Genomic DNA, 17,194 nt, shown 5'->3' with positions numbered 1-17,194 from the left:
GCCTAGTGAGCCAGTCCCCTGCTGTCGTTATTACATCTAACTCTACAGAATGGAAACGTTATGATCCTAGCTGAAGCAAAACGGGTGATCGAGGTGGAAGCCGAGGCGCTCAAGAACCTTGCGGCCTCCATCAACGGGGAATTCGAGCGTGCGGTTCACATGATCCTCAACGCCAGCGGGCGCGTGGTGGTCACCGGCATGGGGAAATCGGGGCTGATCGGCCAGAAGATCGCCTCCACCATGGCCTCCACCGGCACTCCCGCCTTCTTCCTGCACCCCGCCGAAGGTATTCACGGCGACCTGGGGATGATCATGCGCGGCGACGTGGTGATCGCCATCTCCAACTCGGGCGAGACCGACGAGGTTGTGCGCATCCTCCCCATCATCAAGCGCCTGGGGGCTTCGCTCATCGCCGTCGCCGGCAACCCCAACTCTTCGCTCGCGAAAAGCGGCGACGTTTTCCTGGACATCTCGGTTAAGGAGGAGGCCTGCCCGCTGGGGCTCGCCCCCACCGCCTCGACGACGGTGACCCTGGCCATGGGCGACGCACTCGCTGTGGCGCTCCTGGTGCAGCGTGGCTTCAAGGCCGAGGACTTCGCCATGTTCCACCCGGGCGGCGCCCTGGGCCGCCGTCTGCTTTTGAAGGTGGAGGACATCATGCATTCCGGCGAGTCGCTCCCGCTGGTCGCCTCCGAGACCCTGATGGGCGAGGCTCTGTTCACCATCACCTCCAAAGGGCTGGGGATTACCGGGGTGACCGATGCCGACGGTGCGCTCATCGGTGTGATCACCGACGGTGACCTGCGTCGCGCCCTGGGCCGCGGGCTCGACATCATCAACCTGCCGGCTTCGGCGCTCATGGCGGGTAAGCCCAAGCGGATCTCCCGCGACGAACTGGCTGCCCGCGCACTGCAGCAGATGGAGCAGTACTCGATCACCTCGCTGTTCGTCTTCGACGACGCCGACGCGGCGAAACCGGTCGGAATCGTGCACCTGCACGACCTCCTGAAGGCAGGCATCGCCTAGGTCTCCATCGAGGAATTCCCGGGAGCTGCGTTCGCCCCACGCTGCAGGTGACGTAGCGTTCCCCCCTTTGGAAAAGGGGGGGGCAGGGGGGATTCGCCTTTCGTCTGAGTTACTGCACACCTAACGGTTGAACCATGGAGACCAACGTGGAAGATAGACTCAAGAAGATAAAACTTTTGATCCTGGACGTGGACGGGGTGATGACCGACGGGCGCATCATCTTCGATTCCAACGGCGTGGAGAGCAAGTTTTTCAACGTAAAAGACGGTCACGGTATCAAGATGCTGCAGCGCTCCGGCCTCGAAATCGGCATCATCTCGGGACGCGAGTCCCAGGTGGTGGCCAACCGCGCGATGGAGCTCGGCATTACCCACGTCTTCCAGAAATCCCTGGACAAGCTGGTTCCCTACCGGCAGATGCTGGAGACCACCGGGCTCACCGACGAGCAGGTAGCCTTCATGGGTGACGACGTCATCGACATCCCGCTCTTGCGCCGGGTCGGCTTTGCCGCCGCTCCCGCCGATGCGGTGGCCGAGGTGCTTCCCTTCGCCCATTTCGTCTCCAAGAACCGCGGCGGTTGGGGCGCGGTCCGTGAGGTCTGCGACCTGATCCTGAAAGGGCAGGGGACCTGGGACAGCATCACCTCCCGCTACTACCTCTAAAACCGATCCAGCCAACCATCCGGGGCCCTCGTCAGGGCCCCTTTTTTTATCCTCTGTCTTTCGCCCCCCCCTCTGAACTCATAGCCTTGTCCGCCATTCTCTCACCCGCTTAGCCACTCTCACAGAAATTCACCTCACCTACTTGCATTAGTCTCTGCACGTGTTATAGACAATGAGGGAAATTAATCATCGATAATTTAACAGAATTAATTATGTCACTGCTGGTTACTGAGGAATAATGCTGCCGGAATCCTGCGCTGATGCTGCCTATGCTGTTACCTATGTGATGCCGGTGTCTTAGCTGCGTGGGGTTGATCTCCGCGAATTTTCGATATCTGCAGTGCCTGGCGCGCCTCCCTCAGAAAAAATTAACAGCTTTACATTTGCATTAACAAATGTTACACCTTGCCGCTCCAAGCAACGGCAGCAAGCTGTGGATGGGTTGCAGACCCCTCAGGGGGATGTCAGTTGATCGATTGGGGATCGTACACAGCATGAAGCGACTTTTGAGTTCGGTAATCGTCATCATCGTTCTAGTTTCGGCCTCCGCGTCATGGGGTGCGAATCTGTTCGGAAGTTTCACGGAAGACCCATCTGCCGACCAGGAAGCGCTGTTCCCCTATCAGGGCCAGAGGCAGGGCGGAGCAAATCTCGGTGCCGGCCCGGACGGCGGCGGTCAGGGCCCCGACGCCGACCAGGGCTACGGCTCTGCCTATCCCCAGCAGTACCCGGAGTCGGGAAGCGAAGGATACGATGCGCAAGCCGACCTGCCGCCCTCGGATTCGCTCGACCTGCCGACCCAGTTGCCGAGCCAGTACCAGCAGTTTCAGCAGGATTATCAGCTCTATCAGCAATACCTTCAGGGGCAGCAGTCCTTCGGAGGGCAGTTGCCGCAGGGGATGGGCCAGGGGATGCCGCAGCAGGGGCAGCAGCTCCCGCCGGGACAAACGCAGCCGGGCCTTCCCGGGACCAACCAGTTCGGCGCCCAGGGGCAGTTCATCGGACCCAACGGCTCCCGCAACTACTTTCAGCCGTCCCAACTTCCCATGGACCAGGAAGATTTCCTCCCCATGCCGTACCTCGATGACGACTACCAGCCGCGCGGCCCGCTGAACCTTACCAAGGAGAAGAAAGACGGCAGCCAGCCGACTCCGGCGCAAGCGCCGCAGCAGAAGGCTCCCTCCGATGCCGCCAAGGACAAGCCGGACGCAGGCGACCTGAAAGGCCTGAAAAAACTGCCGCGCCGCGATCCCCTGCGCGGTCTCTCCAGCATCGAGCGTACCCTGAGCGAAACGCCGGTGACGGCCGAGAAGGCCAAGTCACAGCCCTACGGCACCGGAGTGCTCACCCAGTTCGGCTACAGTTTCTTCCGCCAGGGCTATCCGCGCTTCGCACCGCTTACCGACATCCCGGTGGGGCCGGACTACCGCATCAACGTGGGCGACCGGTTGGTGCTCACGGTCTGGGGGAGCTTCGACGGGGTCTACAACGTCGAGGTGAACCGCGCGGGCGAGATCACGCTCCCCCGGGTCGGTGCGGTGAAGGTGGCCGGCGAGCGCTTCGACCAGGCGCCGACCCTGATCCGGGCGGCGATCGGCAAGGTCTACAAGAACTTCAACCTCAACGTGAACATGGGGCGGCTGCGCTCCATCAAGGTCTACGTGGTGGGGGAGGTGCAGCGCCCCGGCGACTACAACGTGAACTCCCTCACCACGGTCCTGAGCGCGCTGGTCCTGGCCGGGGGGCCGACCAAGAACGGCAGCCTGCGCTCCATCCAGATCAACCGCGCCGGACAGGTGGTGGAGACGGTCGACCTCTACCAGTTCTTCCTGAAGGGTGACAAGGGTAAGGACATCCGCCTTCAGCCCGGCGACACGGTGCTCGTCCCGGTAGTCGGGCCGGTGGCCGGGGTGGCGGGGAACGTGAGGCGCCCGGCGATCTACGAGCTGAAAAGCGAACGCAACCTGAAGGACCTCCTCGACCTGGCCGGCGGGATCAACCCGAGCGGGTATCTGCAGCGGATCCAGGTCTACCGGGTGCAGGCCCACGACAAGAAGATGGTGACCGACATAAACCTCGACCTGAACGGGGACCGCGGCATCGACCAGCAGGCCGGCAGCTTCGCGGTCCAGGATCACGACGTGGTGCAGGTGCTCCCCATCGACGGCGTGCTGCACGGCTACGTGAGGCTCTCCGGCCACGTGCTGCGCCCCGGCGACGTGGCCCTGAAGCCCGGCATGCGGGTGAGCGCGCTCCTCTCCAGAGACAACCTGCTTCCCGAGTACTACGGTCAGGCCGGTCAGGTGATCCGGCTCTGCCCGCCGGACCAGCACCCCGAGGTGATCTTTTTCGATCTCAGTAAGGCGCTCGCGCAGGATCCGGCCAACGACCTGGAGTTGAAGGAGTTCGACCGGGTGCGGGTCTTCTCCAGAAAGGAGATGGAAGAGCTCCCCTTCGTGCGCATCAACGGCGAGGTACAGCGCCCCGGGCAGAAGCGCTTCTTCCAGAACATGACGGTGCGCGACCTGCTGATGGCCGGCGGCAACGTGAAGATGGACGCCTACCTGAAAAACGCCGAGATCACGAGGCTCCGGCGTAGCGGCGATTCGGTCAGCTCCTACTCGATCCAGGTCGACCTGGAAAAGGCGCTCGCGGGCGGGGTGGAGAACATCAAGCTGCAGCCCTTCGACGAGCTCTCCGTGAGGCGCATCCCGAACTGGTCCGAGTCGACCGAGCGCTACGTCCTTTTAAAGGGCGAGTTCCGCTTCCCCGGGGTCTACCCGATTTTCAAGGGGGAGCGCTTGAGCTCCGTCATCGAGCGCGCCGGCGGCTTTACCGATCTGGCTTACCTTAAGGGGGCCAAGTTTACCCGGGAGATCGCCCGGCGCCTGCAGCAGCAGCGCATGGATGAGGCGCTCAGCAAGGCCCAGGAGGACATCATCAAGCTGCAGACCAAGATCGCCCAGACCGCGGCCTCGGCGGAGGAGGTCGCCTCGACGAAGACCACCCTGGAGACCCTGATGCAGAGCGTCGAGGTCCTGAAGAGCAAGAGGGCCGAGGGGCGGGTGCTCATCGAGATCGCCTCGCTGGAGGAGCTGAAGGGGAGCGTCTACGACGTGGAGCTGCAGGGGGGCGACCGGCTCACCGTCCCCAGCGATCCCGGCACGGTCAACGTGATCGGCGACGTCTACAACCAGAACTCCATCGTGAGCCAGCGCGAGAAGAGCGTCGAGTGGTACCTGGACCAGGTGGGGGGCGCCACCGGGGACGCCGACTTAAGCGAGGTCTACGTAGTCAAGGTGAACGGATCGGTAATAAGCCGCAAGAACTCCGGGCACTTCCTGTTCTTCAACTCGTTCTGGCACAAGCACCTCGACTCGGGCGACACGGTCATCGTGCCGCGCCAGTACGAGAAGACCGCGTGGCTTCGGGACATCAAGGACATAGCCCAGGTGCTGGGGAATATAGCGGTGACCGCGGGCGTCCTGGTGGCCGCCGGGCTCAAGTTCTGAGGTGGCGGGGATGACCGCAGCGCAGATCCAGGCAAATGAAGAGAAGATGCTGCTCCAGGTACTCAACTACCTGCGGGTAGTGGCCCGGCGCAAGAGGCTGATCGCTGCCATCTGCCTCACGAGCGCGATCCTCTCGGCGCTCTACAGCCTGACCCTCCCCAGCGTCTACAGCGCGACCGTTAAGGTGCTCCCGCCGCAGAAGGAGGCCGGCGGCATCACCTCGATGCTGAGCCAGATGGGCGGTCTCGCCATGCTGGCCGGCGCCGGCCGCGGCGGCATTGACAGCGAACTCTACCTGGGGATCTTGCGCAGCCGCTCGGTGGGGGAGACCGTGATCCAGCGCCTGGGGCTCACCGGTGTCTACCGGGTCGGATCGGTGAAACAGGCCTGGGCGCAGCTGGAGCACTCGGTGAAGGCGCAGGTGGGGAAAGACGGCATCATCGCCATCACCGCCGAGGCTCCGGAGGCTAAACTCTCCGCCCAGCTCGCCAACACCTACGCCGACGAACTGGGACGGACCCTGGTGCGCCTGAACATCTCCAAGGCGGGATCGGAGAAGCTCTTTTTGGAGAAGCGGCTCGAGGTGGTGAAGCAGGACCTGAAACGCGCGGAAGACGACCTGAAGAACTTCTCGCAGCAGAGCAAGATCGTGCGGCTGGAGGCCCAGGCGGGGGCCTCGGTCTCCGGGGTGGTCCGGCTCAAGGCCGAGATTGCCAACAAGGAGGTGCAGCTCGCCGTGCTGCGCAACTCGCAGACCGACGCGAGCCCCGATGTGCAGGCCCTGAAGGCCGCGGTGAACCGTTTGAGAGCCGAGCTCTCCCGCGCCGCCGGGAACAGCTCCGGAGGCGAACCGGTCCCGGCCATCGGGAGCGTCCCGCAGGTGGGGCTCGAGTACGCCAGGAAACTGCGCGAGCTGAAGGTGCAGGAGGCGATCTTCGAGCAGCTCTCCAAGCAGTACGAGCTCGCCAAATTGAACTACGCGAAGGATTCCTCGTCCCTGCAGATCCTGGACGAGGCGGTGGTACCGGACCTGCGCAGCCGGCCCCGGCGTTCGGTCCTGGTTTTGATGTCCACCCTGGTGGCGTTCCTGGGTTCGGTCCTGATGGTCCTGGGGCTCGAGTTCCTGGAGCGCCTCCCCAACGAGGAGCGCGAGGCGCTCCAGCATCTCAAACGTCAGGCACTGAGCTTCAAGTAACCCGCGTGAACCTTTCAAACGGAGGAACCATGAAGCAGTACTTCGCACATCCGCAGGCGCTGGTGGAAAGCGAGCGGATCGGCGCCAACACCCGGGTCTGGGCCTTTGCCCATATCCTCCCGGGTGCCCAGGTGGGCGCGGACTGCAACATCTGCGACCACGTCTTCCTGGAAAATGACGTAGTGGTGGGGGACCGGGTCACCCTGAAGTGCGGCGTGCAGCTCTGGGACGGCACCCGCATCGAGGACGACGTCTTCATCGGCCCCAACGCCACCTTCACTAACGACAGTTTCCCGCGCAGCAAGCAGTTTCCCGAAAGCTTCGCCCGCACCGTGGTGCAACAGGGGGCCTCCATCGGTGCCAACGCGACGCTCTTGCCGGGGGTCACCGTCGGGCGCAAGGCGATGGTCGGGGCCGGTGCGGTGGTGACCCGCAACGTCCCCCCCAACGCCATCGTGGTGGGGAACCCGGCGCGCATCACCGGCTACGTCTCGGCCATCCCCGCGCGCCAGAAGGACGCCGTCGCCAGCCGGCGCAACACTGGACCCTTCGGGAACTCGGCGATTCCCGGAGTCCAGTTCGTGCACCTGCCGATCATCCCCGACCTGCGCGGCAGCCTCTCCTTCGCCGAGATCGACCAGTACCTCCCCTTTGCCCCGAAGCGCTACTTCCTGGTCTACGACGTGAAAAGCCGCGAGGTGCGCGGCGAACATGCCCATCGCGAGCTGCACCAGTTCCTGGTCTGCGTCAAGGGCTCCTGTTCGGTGTTGGTGGATGACGGCAGGCTCCGCGAGGAGTACCTGCTCGACACCCCCGGCGCCGGACTGCACATCCCGCCCATGGTCTGGGCGGTGCAGTACAAGTATTCTCCCGATGCCGTACTACTCGTGCTTGCTTCCGACATCTACAACGCAGAGGACTACATCCGTGACTACGATGAGTACCTCACCGAGGTGACCCAACCATGACCATTCCCTTTCTCGATCTCAAAAGCCCGTATCTCGAACTCAAAGACGATCTGGACACCGCCTACCGCAAGGTGATGGAGTCCGGCTACCACATCATGGGACACGAACTGGAGGCCTTCGAGGCGGAGTTCGCGGCCTACTGCGGCACCGAGCATGCCGTCGGCGTCGGTAACGGCCTCGAGGCGCTGCACCTGATCCTGCGCGCTCTCGACCTCGGCCCCGGCGACGAGGTGCTGGTCCCCACCAACACCTACATCGCGAGCTGGCTCGCCATCACCCACACCGGCGCCCGCCCGGTCCCGGTTGAGCCCGATCCGGCGACCAACAACATGGATCCGGCGCGCGTCGAGGCCGCCATCACCCCGCGCACCAAGGCGATCCTGGCGGTACACCTCTACGGCCAGACCGCCGATATCGACCCGATCCTCGCCGTGGCCCGGCGCCACAACCTGAAGGTGATCGAGGACAGCGCCCAGGCCCACGGTGCCCGCTATCACGGACGCCGCGCCGGCTCGCTGGGGGACGCCGCCGGCTTCAGCTTCTATCCCGGCAAGAACCTGGGGGCCTGCGGGGACGGCGGGGCGGTCACCACGAACGACCCGGAACTCGCCCGGCGCGTCAAGGTGCTGCGCAACTACGGCTCGCACGTGAAGTACCACAACGAGTCGCTCGGCTTCAACTCGCGCCTGGACGAGCTGCAGGCGGCGCTCCTGCGCGTGAAGCTGGCCAAGCTCGACGACTGGAACGAGCGGCGCCGCAAGCTCGCCCGCCGCTACCTGGAGAAACTCGCCGGGATGCCGGGGCTCGTGCTCCCGAGCGTCCCCAAGTGGGCCGACCCGGTCTGGCACCTCTTCGTGGTGCGCCACCCGCGCCGCGAGCAGTTGCAGAAGAAACTGGCCGAGGCCGGTGTCGGGACCCTGATCCACTACCCGGTGCCGCCGCACCTGCAGCCCGCCTACGCGGCACTCGGCTATAAGCGCGGCAACTTCCCGATCTCCGAGGAGCTGGCGGACCAGGTGCTGAGCCTCCCCATGGGGCCGCACTTAAGCGAGGCCGACCAGGACCGCGTGGTGGCCGAGGTGCGCCGTGCCCTGGAATAAATTGAGGGCGCGACTGGTAGCCCGGCTGGTGGCCGCGGCCCAGGCTCCGCGCATCCTCAAGTACCGCCTGCTCTCGGACTGCAGGATGCTCGGCCGGCCCGAGCTCCTGCAGCCCGTGCAGCTCACCGGGAGGGGCGAGATCTGTTTCGAGGGGAGGGTGAAGATCGGGGTCTTTCCCTCTCCGTACTTCTTCAACGGCTACGCCTACCTCGAGGCGCGCAACCCCGGCGCGCGCATCAGCATCGGCGACGGCACCTGGATCAACAACAACTTCGTCGCCATCAGCGAACACAAAAGCATCACCATCGGCAAAAACGTCCTGATCGGCACCTTCGTGGAGATCTTCGACAGCAACTTCCACGGCCTCGAGCCGGAGCGCCGGCGCGTGAGCTCGCCGGATGAGGCGGCCGCCGTCGTGGTGGAGGACAACGTATTCATCGGCTCCAACGTGAAGATTCTGCGCGGCGTCACCGTGGGTCGCGACTCGGTGATTGCCAACGGCTCGCTGGTGACCCGCAGCCTGCCGCCCCGGGTGGTGGCGGGGGGGAACCCGGCCCGGGTCCTGAAACAGCTGTGAGTGTTCAGGAGGCGGCAGCCGGCGCGGCGTCGGCAACCGGGCGTTTCCGGGAGATCCTCAAGTCCTCTTCGCTTATCGGCGCGGCGTCGCTGTTGAACATCCTGATCGGCATGGTGCGCACCAAGGCGATAGCGCTCCTTTTGGGCCCAAGCGGCGTCGGCCTCTTGGGCCTCTTCACCCAGCTCATTACCCTGGTCGGCACCTTGACCGGGTTGGGTATCGGCAACTCCGGGGTGCGCCAGGTCGCCGAGGCCGCGGCCGGCGCCGACGAGGTGAAACTCGCGCGGACCGTGATCACCCTGCGCCGGGTCGCCTGGGTCACCGGAATCTTCGGGTTCCTGACGCTCGCCGCCCTGAGCCTGCCGCTTGCCCGGTTGAGCTTCGGTGACGCGCGCTACGCAGGATCCGTCGCGGTCCTTGGCATCACGCTTTGGACCGGATCGCTCGCCGCGGCCCAGGGTTCCCTCTTAAACGGTACCCGGCGCATCGCCGACCTGGCGCGCATCAGCGTGCTCGGCTCGCTGATCGGCACGGCGCTCAGTCTCCCCTGTTACTACCTCTGGGGGACCGACGGCATCGTGCCGAGCCTCCTCCTGTTTGCCGCGGCCAACCTGGCCATCTCCTGGTACTTCGCGCGGCGGGTGGCGCTTCCTGCGCTCGAGCTCCCCTGGCGCGAGAGCTGCGGCGAGGCGCGGCGCCTGGTGCTTCTGGGGGCGAGCTTCATGGGGGCGGGGATTGCCGGGAGCGCCGCCACCTATCTGATCCAGGTCCTCTTGAGCCGGGCCTTCGGTGTGGCCGGCTTCGGGATCTACCAGGCCGCCCTGAGCCTTTCGGGGATACTGATCGGCTTCGTGCTCTCCGCGCTGGGAACGGACTACTACCCGCGGCTCAGCGCGGCGGCGCAGGACAAGAAAAGGGTCGTCGAGATGGTCAACGAACAGTGCCAGGTGGCCCTTCTGCTCGCGCTACCGGCGCTCTCGCTGCTCATGGTCGCGGCCCCCCTGGTGCTCAGGCTCTTCTACTCGGCGAGTTTTTCCGGCGCCACCCAGCTCTTGCGCTGGTTCATCCTGAGCATGCTGGGCCGGGTGCTCTCCTGGCCCCTGGGGTACGTGCTGCTCGCCAAGGGGGAGGGGCGCAGCTACCTGGGATCCGAGATCGCGGTCGATATCCTGCAGGTCGGTCTCGTCTACGGCTGCACCCGGCTTTGGGGGTTGGACGGAGCGGGAGTCGCCTTCGTTTTGCTCTACCTGTTCCACGTAAGCCTCATGCTCTGGCTCACCCGGCGCTCGGTCGGGGCGGCCTGGGACCGGCGCACCCGGCAGTTCGCCCTGGTCGCCGCCGCCACCTTGGGGCTGCTCTTTGCAAACTGCAGTTTCAACGATCGAGAGCCGGTCAACTGGGCGGTGAGCCTGCTGATCACTGCAGCGGTCTTCCTGGTCTGCTTCCGGCTCATCTCGCGAATGTCCGACCTGGGGGTGCGCCGCATCCTGGAAAAGTTCCGGCTGCTCCCCCGTTCGGCCTGAAGGTACCCCATGCGACATGTTCCGGTATCGGTGATCATTCCAAGTTTCAACGCCGCGGGCTACCTGGAAGCCTGTCTGGGCGCCGTCCAGGCCGGGACGCCGCCCGCGGAGATCCTCATCGTCGACGACTGCTCGACCGACGGCTCTTTGAACCTGGCGCGGGAGTTGGCTCGGCGTCATGCGAACGTCCGGGTGCTGGCCCGACAGCTGAACGGCGGGGCGATCGAGGCGCGTCGCGACGGTGTCCATGCCGCCACCCAGAAGTGGGTCGCCTTCGTGGACACCGACGATATCCTCGAGCCGGGTGCGCTGGCCGAGGCCTATCGCGGGGCGCAGGCGGCCGAGGCCGATATCTGCATCTGGGAGCTCTGGCGTTTCGACGGCGCGCGCAGCTGGGTCATGCTCGAGAATGAGCTGGAGCGCTTTCCGGTGACTGGCCGCGAGGCGCTGCTGCAAACCCTGGGGAGCTGGCGCATCCACTGCTTCGGGGTCTCGCGCCGCTCGCTCTACCTGAAGGCCTATGGCGAATTCCGCGAGAACTGCCACACCGCCGACGAGCTCTTGACCCGCCTGGTGTTCAAGCGGGCGCAGCGGGTGAGCGCGTGCAAGAGCCGCTACTACTACCGGGTGAACCCCGCCTCGGTCACCATCAACCTGCACCCGCGCATGCTGAGCTCCCTCGATGCCGCGCTCTGGCTCATCGATTTCTGCCGCGAAATCCCCGAGGCCCCGCATGAAGAGGTGACGGCGAACGCCATCTGGCAGGCCTGGTGGCTCTTCCAGCGTCGTGCGGCCCTCGGCCCGGCGACGACCCGGGCCAAGGTTGCCGATTTTATCGCGCAGCTGGTGCGCCGCGGGGCGCTCTCGCGAGAGCTCCTCAGCCGCCCGAAGTCCCTGGCGAAGCTCGCCCTGCTTACAGCCTGCTGCGCGCCGGCACTTCCCGGGTTACGGCGCTCCCAGTCTGCCGGGGCCGCCGGGGGCGAACAGCCGTGAAGGATCTGGATATGAATCAGGCTCCCTTGGTGAGCTTCGTCATACTCGCCTACAACCAGGAACAGCTGGTACGCGAGGCCGTGAAGGCCGCCTTCGCCCAGACCTACACCCCGCTTGAGATCATCATCTCGGACGACTGTTCCACAGACGGCACCTTCCAGGTGCTTCGGGAACTGGCGGCGGGGTACCGGGGGCCGCACCAGGTGCGGGTGCGCCGCTCGCCGGTGAACCGCGGCCTCACCGGCCACCTCCAGGACCTGGTAAATGAGGCGCTCGGGGAACTGGTGGTGGTGGCGGCCGGAGACGATATCGCGCTGCCGGAACGGACACAGGCACTGGCCGAGTGCTGGACCGGGCTGGGATCCCCGCCGGCGGTGCTTTACTCGGACTTCGAGCCGGTCGATGCCGAGCTGCGCCCGAGCCCGTTGCCGCGCGAGGAGGTCTACCCGGGTCCCCACACCCTGGAGCGGATGGCCCGGGGGAGGGTAGGGGTGCTGGGGGCGACCTGCGCCCTGACCAGGAACCTGGTGACCGATTTCCCTCCGGTCCTCTCCAGCGTGATCCATGAGGACCGGGTCTTTCCGTACCGGGCGCTTTTGGTCGGCGGCTGCGTCGCCTACGTGAACCGGCGCCTGCTGCGCTACCGGGTGGTGGGGGGGCTCTCCGCCACCGCGACGGGGGGCCCGAGGAGTACCTGCGCACCCGCTGTGCGCGGCTGGCCCAGCGCACCCTCCCCGACGCCTGCCAGCGGCTCATCGACACCGTGGCGCTCCTGCCGGCGGAGCGCAGGCTGCGCCACCTCTGCGAGGGGACGCTCGCCGACGCCGAGGCGGTCCTCGACTTCGCCGACGGGTACGGCCTGGCCCACGAGGCGCACCTGGTGAAGTGGGTTTTCAAAGGAGCAGGAATAAAGCCGCTCTTCAAGCACTACCTGAAGTTTCGCTTCCTACCTCTTTTTGCCGCCTACTATCGGCTTCGTTACGGGAGTGCCGCCTGATGACCTCCCGGCGCGCTCTGGACGCTTCCCGCCCGATTGCGCTGCTCCTCCCTGACCTGGGGTGCGGCGGAGCCGAGCGGGTCGCGGTGAACCTGGCTAACGCCTACCGGTCCCGGGGCCTCGAGGTGGACCTGGTGCTCATGTCCTGTCGGGGGGCGCTTCTGAACCGGCTCGACCCCGGGGTGCACCTGGTCGACCTGGGGGTGCCGCGCATCCGGCAGGTCCTCGTCCCGCTCATAAGCTACCTGCGCCGCCGGCGCCCGGCCGCGCTTCTGGCCTGCATGTGGCCCCTGAGCCTGGTCGGGGTCTGGGCCGGACTCCTCTCGGGTGGCGAGACCCGGGTGGTGGTGGCGGAACACACGACCTGGTCCACCTCTCCGCTCTTGGAGAACCCGCTGCGGCGCCTGGCCTTTCGCCTGAGCATGAGGCTCACGCTCCCCCTGGCGGGCGCAGCGCTGACGGTCTCCCGGGGGGCCGCAGCCGACCTGGCGCGCCTTGCCGGAGTAGCGCCGTGGCGGATCGACACCATCTACAATCCCGTTGCCGCTTCGGTGCCTGCTCTCCCTTCCAAGGCGGATCTTCCGCGGGAGTGGTGGCAGGGGGAACACCGGCGCCTGTTGGCGGTGGGGACGCTCACCGACATCAAGGATTATCCGACCCTCCTGCGCGCGCTGGTCCGGGTGCGCGAACGCTGCGACGCACGGCTCCTGGTGCTCGGGGAAGGGGAGGCGCGTCGCGTACTGGAGGCTCTGACTGCTGAGCTCGGGCTGAGTGGCCGGGTTTTCTGGTATGGCCAAGTCCCCGAGACCGCACCGTTCTACGAGCGGGCCGAGCTGCACGTGCTCTCTTCGCGCGGCGAGGGGCTCCCCACCGTGATCATCGAGGCGCTCCAGGCGGGGAGGCCGGTAGTGAGTACCGACTGCCCCTGCGGCCCCCGCGAGATCCTCTGCGACGGCCGGTTTGGCCGGCTGGTTCCGGTGGGGGATCCCGAGGCGCTGGCAGGGGCGATCCTGGCCGCACTTGCCGAGCGGCACGACCCGGCGCCGCTTCAGGCGCGCGCTGCAGATTTCGGCGTCGACCAGGCGGCGGAACGCTACCTCGAACTGCTGCTCCCGGAGCAGGAACGTTCTGATCTCCCCCTCCCTTGACGGGAGGGGGTGGGTGAAGCTGCCATCTGCAACGAAGTGGCGTCCTCCCCCTCACCCTGTCCCTCTCCCGCAAGGGGAGAGGGGACCCCTGTGAGCCCTGGTAGTTGAGAGAATCTCAAGGAGACCACATGTGCGGCATAGCTGGTTATCTGGCTCCCGGCGAGAAGACGGCTCACTTCGATGAGACCCTGAGCGCCATGGCCGACGCCCTCAGGCACCGCGGGCCGGACGACGGAGGGCTTTGGTACGACGCCGAGAAGGGGGTGGGGCTGGCGCACCGGCGCCTGGCGATCCTGGACCTCTCCGGCGCGGGACACCAGCCCATGCACGCCGCAAGCGGGCGCTACGTCCTCGCCTTCAACGGGGAGATCTACAACTTTCGGGAGTTGCAACGGGAGCTGGCTGAATTGGGGCACTGCTTCCGCGGACATTCGGACACCGAAGTCATGCTCGCCGCGTTCGACGCCTGGGGGGTGGCGGCTGCGCTGTCCCGTTTCACCGGGATGTTCGCCTTCGCCCTCTGGGATCGGCAGCGCGACATGCTGTACCTGGCGCGGGACCGGGCCGGCGAGAAGCCGCTCTACTACGGCTGGTGCGGCGGCAGCTTCCTGTTCAGTTCCGAGCTGAAGGCCCTGCGCCGCCATCCGGACTGGCACGGCGGGGTGGATCCGTTCTCCCTGCACCTGCTGCTGCGCTACACCTACCTGCCGGCGCCGCACTGTATTCACCCCGGGGTTTACAAGCTCCCGGCGGGGAGCCTCTTGACGCTGAGCCGCGGCGGGGCGAGCGGCAGCGAGCGGATCATCCCGTACTGGTCGCTTCTGGAGACGCTGCACCGCGCCGAGCCCTTCACCGGAAACGACCCGGAGGCGCTCCAGGTCCTCGATGCCGCTCTATCCCGCGCGGTCAAGCGGCAGATGGTCGCCGACGTTCCGCTAGGGGCGTTTCTCTCCGGCGGGATAGATTCATCCACGGTGGTGGCGCTCATGCAGGCCCAGAGCGCGCAACCGGTCAAGACCTTCACCATCGGCTTTCATGAGAAGGGGTACGACGAGGCCGCCCAGGCGCGTGCGGTGGCGCGCCACCTGGGGACCGAGCACACCGAGCTTTACGTCACCGACCGCGAGGCGCTCGAGGTTATCCCGCAGCTGCCGCGGCTTTACGACGAGCCGTTCGCCGACTCCTCACAGATCCCCACTTTTTTGCTGGCACGTCTGGCCCGGAGCCAGGTCACGGTTTCGCTTTCCGGTGACGGCGGCGACGAGCTCTTCGGAGGTTACCGGCGCTACGCACTTATCGAGCGGCACTGGCGCAGGATCTCCTGCCTGCCGGCAGCGCTGCGGCGCGCCGCCTTGCGCGGCGTGGAGCCGGCCCTCTCGCTGGTCGAGGGTGCGCTGGGGCGCCTGCCGGGGAAACGTCCCGACCTCGCGCGCCTCAGGCGCCTGGCCCGCTTGGCGGCTGCAGGCTCGGTACCCGAACTGAACGAGCTTTTGACCTGTTACGACCGCTGGGCCGGTGAGGCCACCGGTTACACAGCTCTCCCGGTCCTGCCGAAGGCGAACCGGGAACTCTGGGAGGCGCACCCTAAGGTGCTGGAACACCTGATGCTGCTCGATTTCCAGCGCTACCTTCCCGACGACATCCTGGTGAAGGTCGACCGGGCAGCGATGGCCGTGAGCCTGGAGACCCGGATCCCCCTGCTGGATCCCGAGGTGATCGAGCTCTCCTGGCGCCTGCCGCGGCACTTCAAGTGGCGCGACGGAGAGGGGAAGTGGCTCCTGCGCCAGGTGCTGTACCAGTACCTACCGCGTCACTTGGTGGACCGCCCCAAAAGCGGCTTCGGCATCCCTGTGGGGCACTGGCTTAAGGGGCCGCTCCGGGAGTGGGGGGAGAGCCTGCTCAGCGAGGCGGCGCTTCAGCACAGCGGGCTGCTGGTTCCCGGACCGATCCGCCGCACCTGGCAGGAACACGTAACCGGCGCCCAAGATCGGACCTTCGAACTCTGGCCGGTGCTCATGTTCCAGGCGTGGCTTTTGGAAGGTTCCTCCGGGAACGGTGGGTGACGCTGCCATCTGTGCTGCAACTGGCACCTTCCCCCTCACCCTGTCCCTCTCCCGCAAGGGGAGAGGGGAACGCGGGTCGGCCTTGGGATGTCGGATGTAGCATTGGAAGACAAAGATACAGGGCAAACCGTGCTTTAGCGTCGGCCCCGGCGTTGAGTTGCGGCGATTGGCAGACGGCGGATGAGGGACCTGGAGGGATCATGACTGTGCTGTACCTGACTCACGACGGCATCACCGACCACATCGGGCGCTCGCAGATCGCTCCTTACCTGCTGGGGCTCGCGGGGCAGGGGTTCCGGATCCACGTGCTCAGTGCCGAGAAGCCGGGACGCGAGGCACTCTCAGCAAAGTACCGCGATATCTTTCAGGCCGCCGGGATTTCCTGGACCACTGTCAGGTACTCCAACCGCTTCTCGTTTTTCTCTTTCATAGGCGAGCTCGTCCGTCTCTACCGGGCCGCTGCTGAGATAATCAAAAATGAGCCGATTCACATATTGCACTGCCGTTGTTTTCCTGCTACTATCATTGGGAAAAAATTAATCAAAAAGTTCTCAGTAAAGCTGATCTTTGATTTCAGGGACTTCTGGCCCGATACACGGCTCGATACCCGCAGGTTCAAGCTCCCGTATCGCTACATCAAGTCGCTCGAACCGGACCTGGTGCGCAGTGCTGACAAGATAGTGTGCCTCACCGCCCGGGCCCGTACGCTGCTCATCGACTGGTACCTCTCCGCCGATCCCGGGCCGCAGACGCGCTTCCAGGTGATCCCGTGCTGCGCCGACTTCGCTCACTTCGATCTCTCGCGGGTCGCGGAAAAAGAGCGCGACGAGGCGCGCCGCCAGGCCGGCCTGGAGCCCGGGCGCTTCGTGCTTCTCTACCTGGGAAGCCTGGGGCCCGACTACCTGCTTGACGAGATGCTCACGCTGTTTCGCCAACTGCTCAAGCTGCGACCCGATGCCTGCTTCCTCTTCGTCTCCAACAACGGTCGCGACCTGGTGGAGGCCGGCTGCCGGGAGCAGGGGATCCCCTTCGAGCGGATCCGGTTCGTCTCGGCGGACCGCAGCGAGGTACCGGCTTACCTGGCCCTGGCTGAGCTCTCCGTGGTCTTCATCCGTCCCAGTCTCTCCAAGGCCGGCTGCTCGCCCACCAAGCTTGCCGAACTCTTCGCCTGCAACGTGCCGGTCATCGCCAACACCCAGGTGGGGGATCTGGACCAGATCATCGACCTGGAGAGAAACGGCTCCGCGGTGGTGCAAGATTTCCGTGAGGAGACCCTGCTGGCTGCACTTCAGGCGGTGCTGGCCCGCAAGGCGGGAGCGCCGCTCGATATCCGCTCCCACAGCCGGGAGTTCTCCCTCGAAGAGGGGGTGCGGCGCTACGCCGAGGTCTACCGGGAGTTACTCCCTACATCACATCGAGGAGAGTAGACG

Annotated in this window: 13 protein-coding genes; all 13 read left to right on the top strand. The window is 65.7% G+C overall.

Features of this window, described 5'->3' with window-relative positions; all coding sequences use genetic code 11:
- Positions 1 to 60: 60 nt before the first annotated feature.
- Positions 61 to 1,026, top strand: a complete 966-nt coding sequence (locus tag GMST_RS08370) for a KpsF/GutQ family sugar-phosphate isomerase (RefSeq protein WP_183354190.1) — start codon at positions 61 to 63, stop codon at positions 1,024 to 1,026.
- A 146-nt stretch (positions 1,027 to 1,172) separates the two neighbouring features.
- Positions 1,173 to 1,688, top strand: coding sequence for a KdsC family phosphatase (locus tag GMST_RS08365; protein ID WP_183354189.1), 516 nt, complete (start codon positions 1,173 to 1,175; stop codon positions 1,686 to 1,688).
- A 494-nt stretch (positions 1,689 to 2,182) separates the two neighbouring features.
- Positions 2,183 to 5,200: an SLBB domain-containing protein gene (locus GMST_RS08360; RefSeq protein ID WP_246399305.1), complete on the top strand. Its 3,018-nt coding sequence runs from the start codon at positions 2,183 to 2,185 to the stop codon at positions 5,198 to 5,200.
- 10 nt (positions 5,201 to 5,210) lie between these two features.
- Positions 5,211 to 6,395, top strand: coding sequence for a GumC family protein (locus GMST_RS08355; protein WP_183354188.1), 1,185 nt, complete (start codon positions 5,211 to 5,213; stop codon positions 6,393 to 6,395).
- A gap of 29 nt (positions 6,396 to 6,424) precedes the next feature.
- Positions 6,425 to 7,363, top strand: a complete 939-nt coding sequence (locus tag GMST_RS22395) for a WxcM-like domain-containing protein (RefSeq protein ID WP_183354187.1) — start codon at positions 6,425 to 6,427, stop codon at positions 7,361 to 7,363.
- Positions 7,360 to 8,463 (top strand): DegT/DnrJ/EryC1/StrS family aminotransferase, encoded by a 1,104-nt coding sequence (locus tag GMST_RS08345; RefSeq protein ID WP_183354186.1) that lies wholly within the window; start codon positions 7,360 to 7,362, stop codon positions 8,461 to 8,463. Before GMST_RS22395 ends, GMST_RS08345 begins: the two co-directional genes overlap by 4 nt.
- Entirely contained in the window at positions 8,450 to 9,040 is a 591-nt protein-coding gene (locus tag GMST_RS08340) for an acyltransferase (protein ID WP_198424543.1), read from the top strand. Before GMST_RS08345 ends, GMST_RS08340 begins: the two co-directional genes overlap by 14 nt.
- The gene (locus GMST_RS08335) at positions 9,037 to 10,563 is read left to right on the top strand and encodes an O-antigen translocase (protein ID WP_183354185.1); all 1,527 of its coding nucleotides are present in this window, start codon (positions 9,037 to 9,039) and stop codon (positions 10,561 to 10,563) included. Before GMST_RS08340 ends, GMST_RS08335 begins: the two co-directional genes overlap by 4 nt.
- A gap of 9 nt (positions 10,564 to 10,572) precedes the next feature.
- Positions 10,573 to 11,556 (top strand): glycosyltransferase family 2 protein, encoded by a 984-nt coding sequence (locus tag GMST_RS08330; RefSeq protein ID WP_183354184.1) that lies wholly within the window; start codon positions 10,573 to 10,575, stop codon positions 11,554 to 11,556.
- 11 nt (positions 11,557 to 11,567) lie between these two features.
- Complete coding sequence (locus tag GMST_RS08325; RefSeq protein WP_183354183.1) at positions 11,568 to 12,440, top strand: glycosyltransferase; 873 nt, start codon at positions 11,568 to 11,570, stop codon at positions 12,438 to 12,440.
- Between the two features lie 112 nt (positions 12,441 to 12,552).
- Positions 12,553 to 13,701, top strand: a complete 1,149-nt coding sequence (locus tag GMST_RS08320; RefSeq protein WP_183354182.1) for a glycosyltransferase — start codon at positions 12,553 to 12,555, stop codon at positions 13,699 to 13,701.
- 128 nt (positions 13,702 to 13,829) lie between these two features.
- The gene (gene asnB, locus GMST_RS08315) at positions 13,830 to 15,764 is read left to right on the top strand and encodes an asparagine synthase (glutamine-hydrolyzing) (protein ID WP_183354181.1); all 1,935 of its coding nucleotides are present in this window, start codon (positions 13,830 to 13,832) and stop codon (positions 15,762 to 15,764) included.
- Between the two features lie 200 nt (positions 15,765 to 15,964).
- A complete protein-coding gene (locus GMST_RS08310; RefSeq protein WP_183354180.1) occupies positions 15,965 to 17,191 on the top strand; it encodes a glycosyltransferase in 1,227 nt (408 codons plus the stop codon).
- The last annotated feature ends 3 nt before the right edge of the window (positions 17,192 to 17,194 follow it).

The sequence above is a fragment of the Geomonas silvestris genome (assembly GCF_014193515.1).
GTDB lineage: Bacteria > Desulfobacterota > Desulfuromonadia > Geobacterales > Geobacteraceae > Geomonas > Geomonas silvestris.
This window is presented reverse-complemented; position numbering and strand designations above follow the sequence as displayed.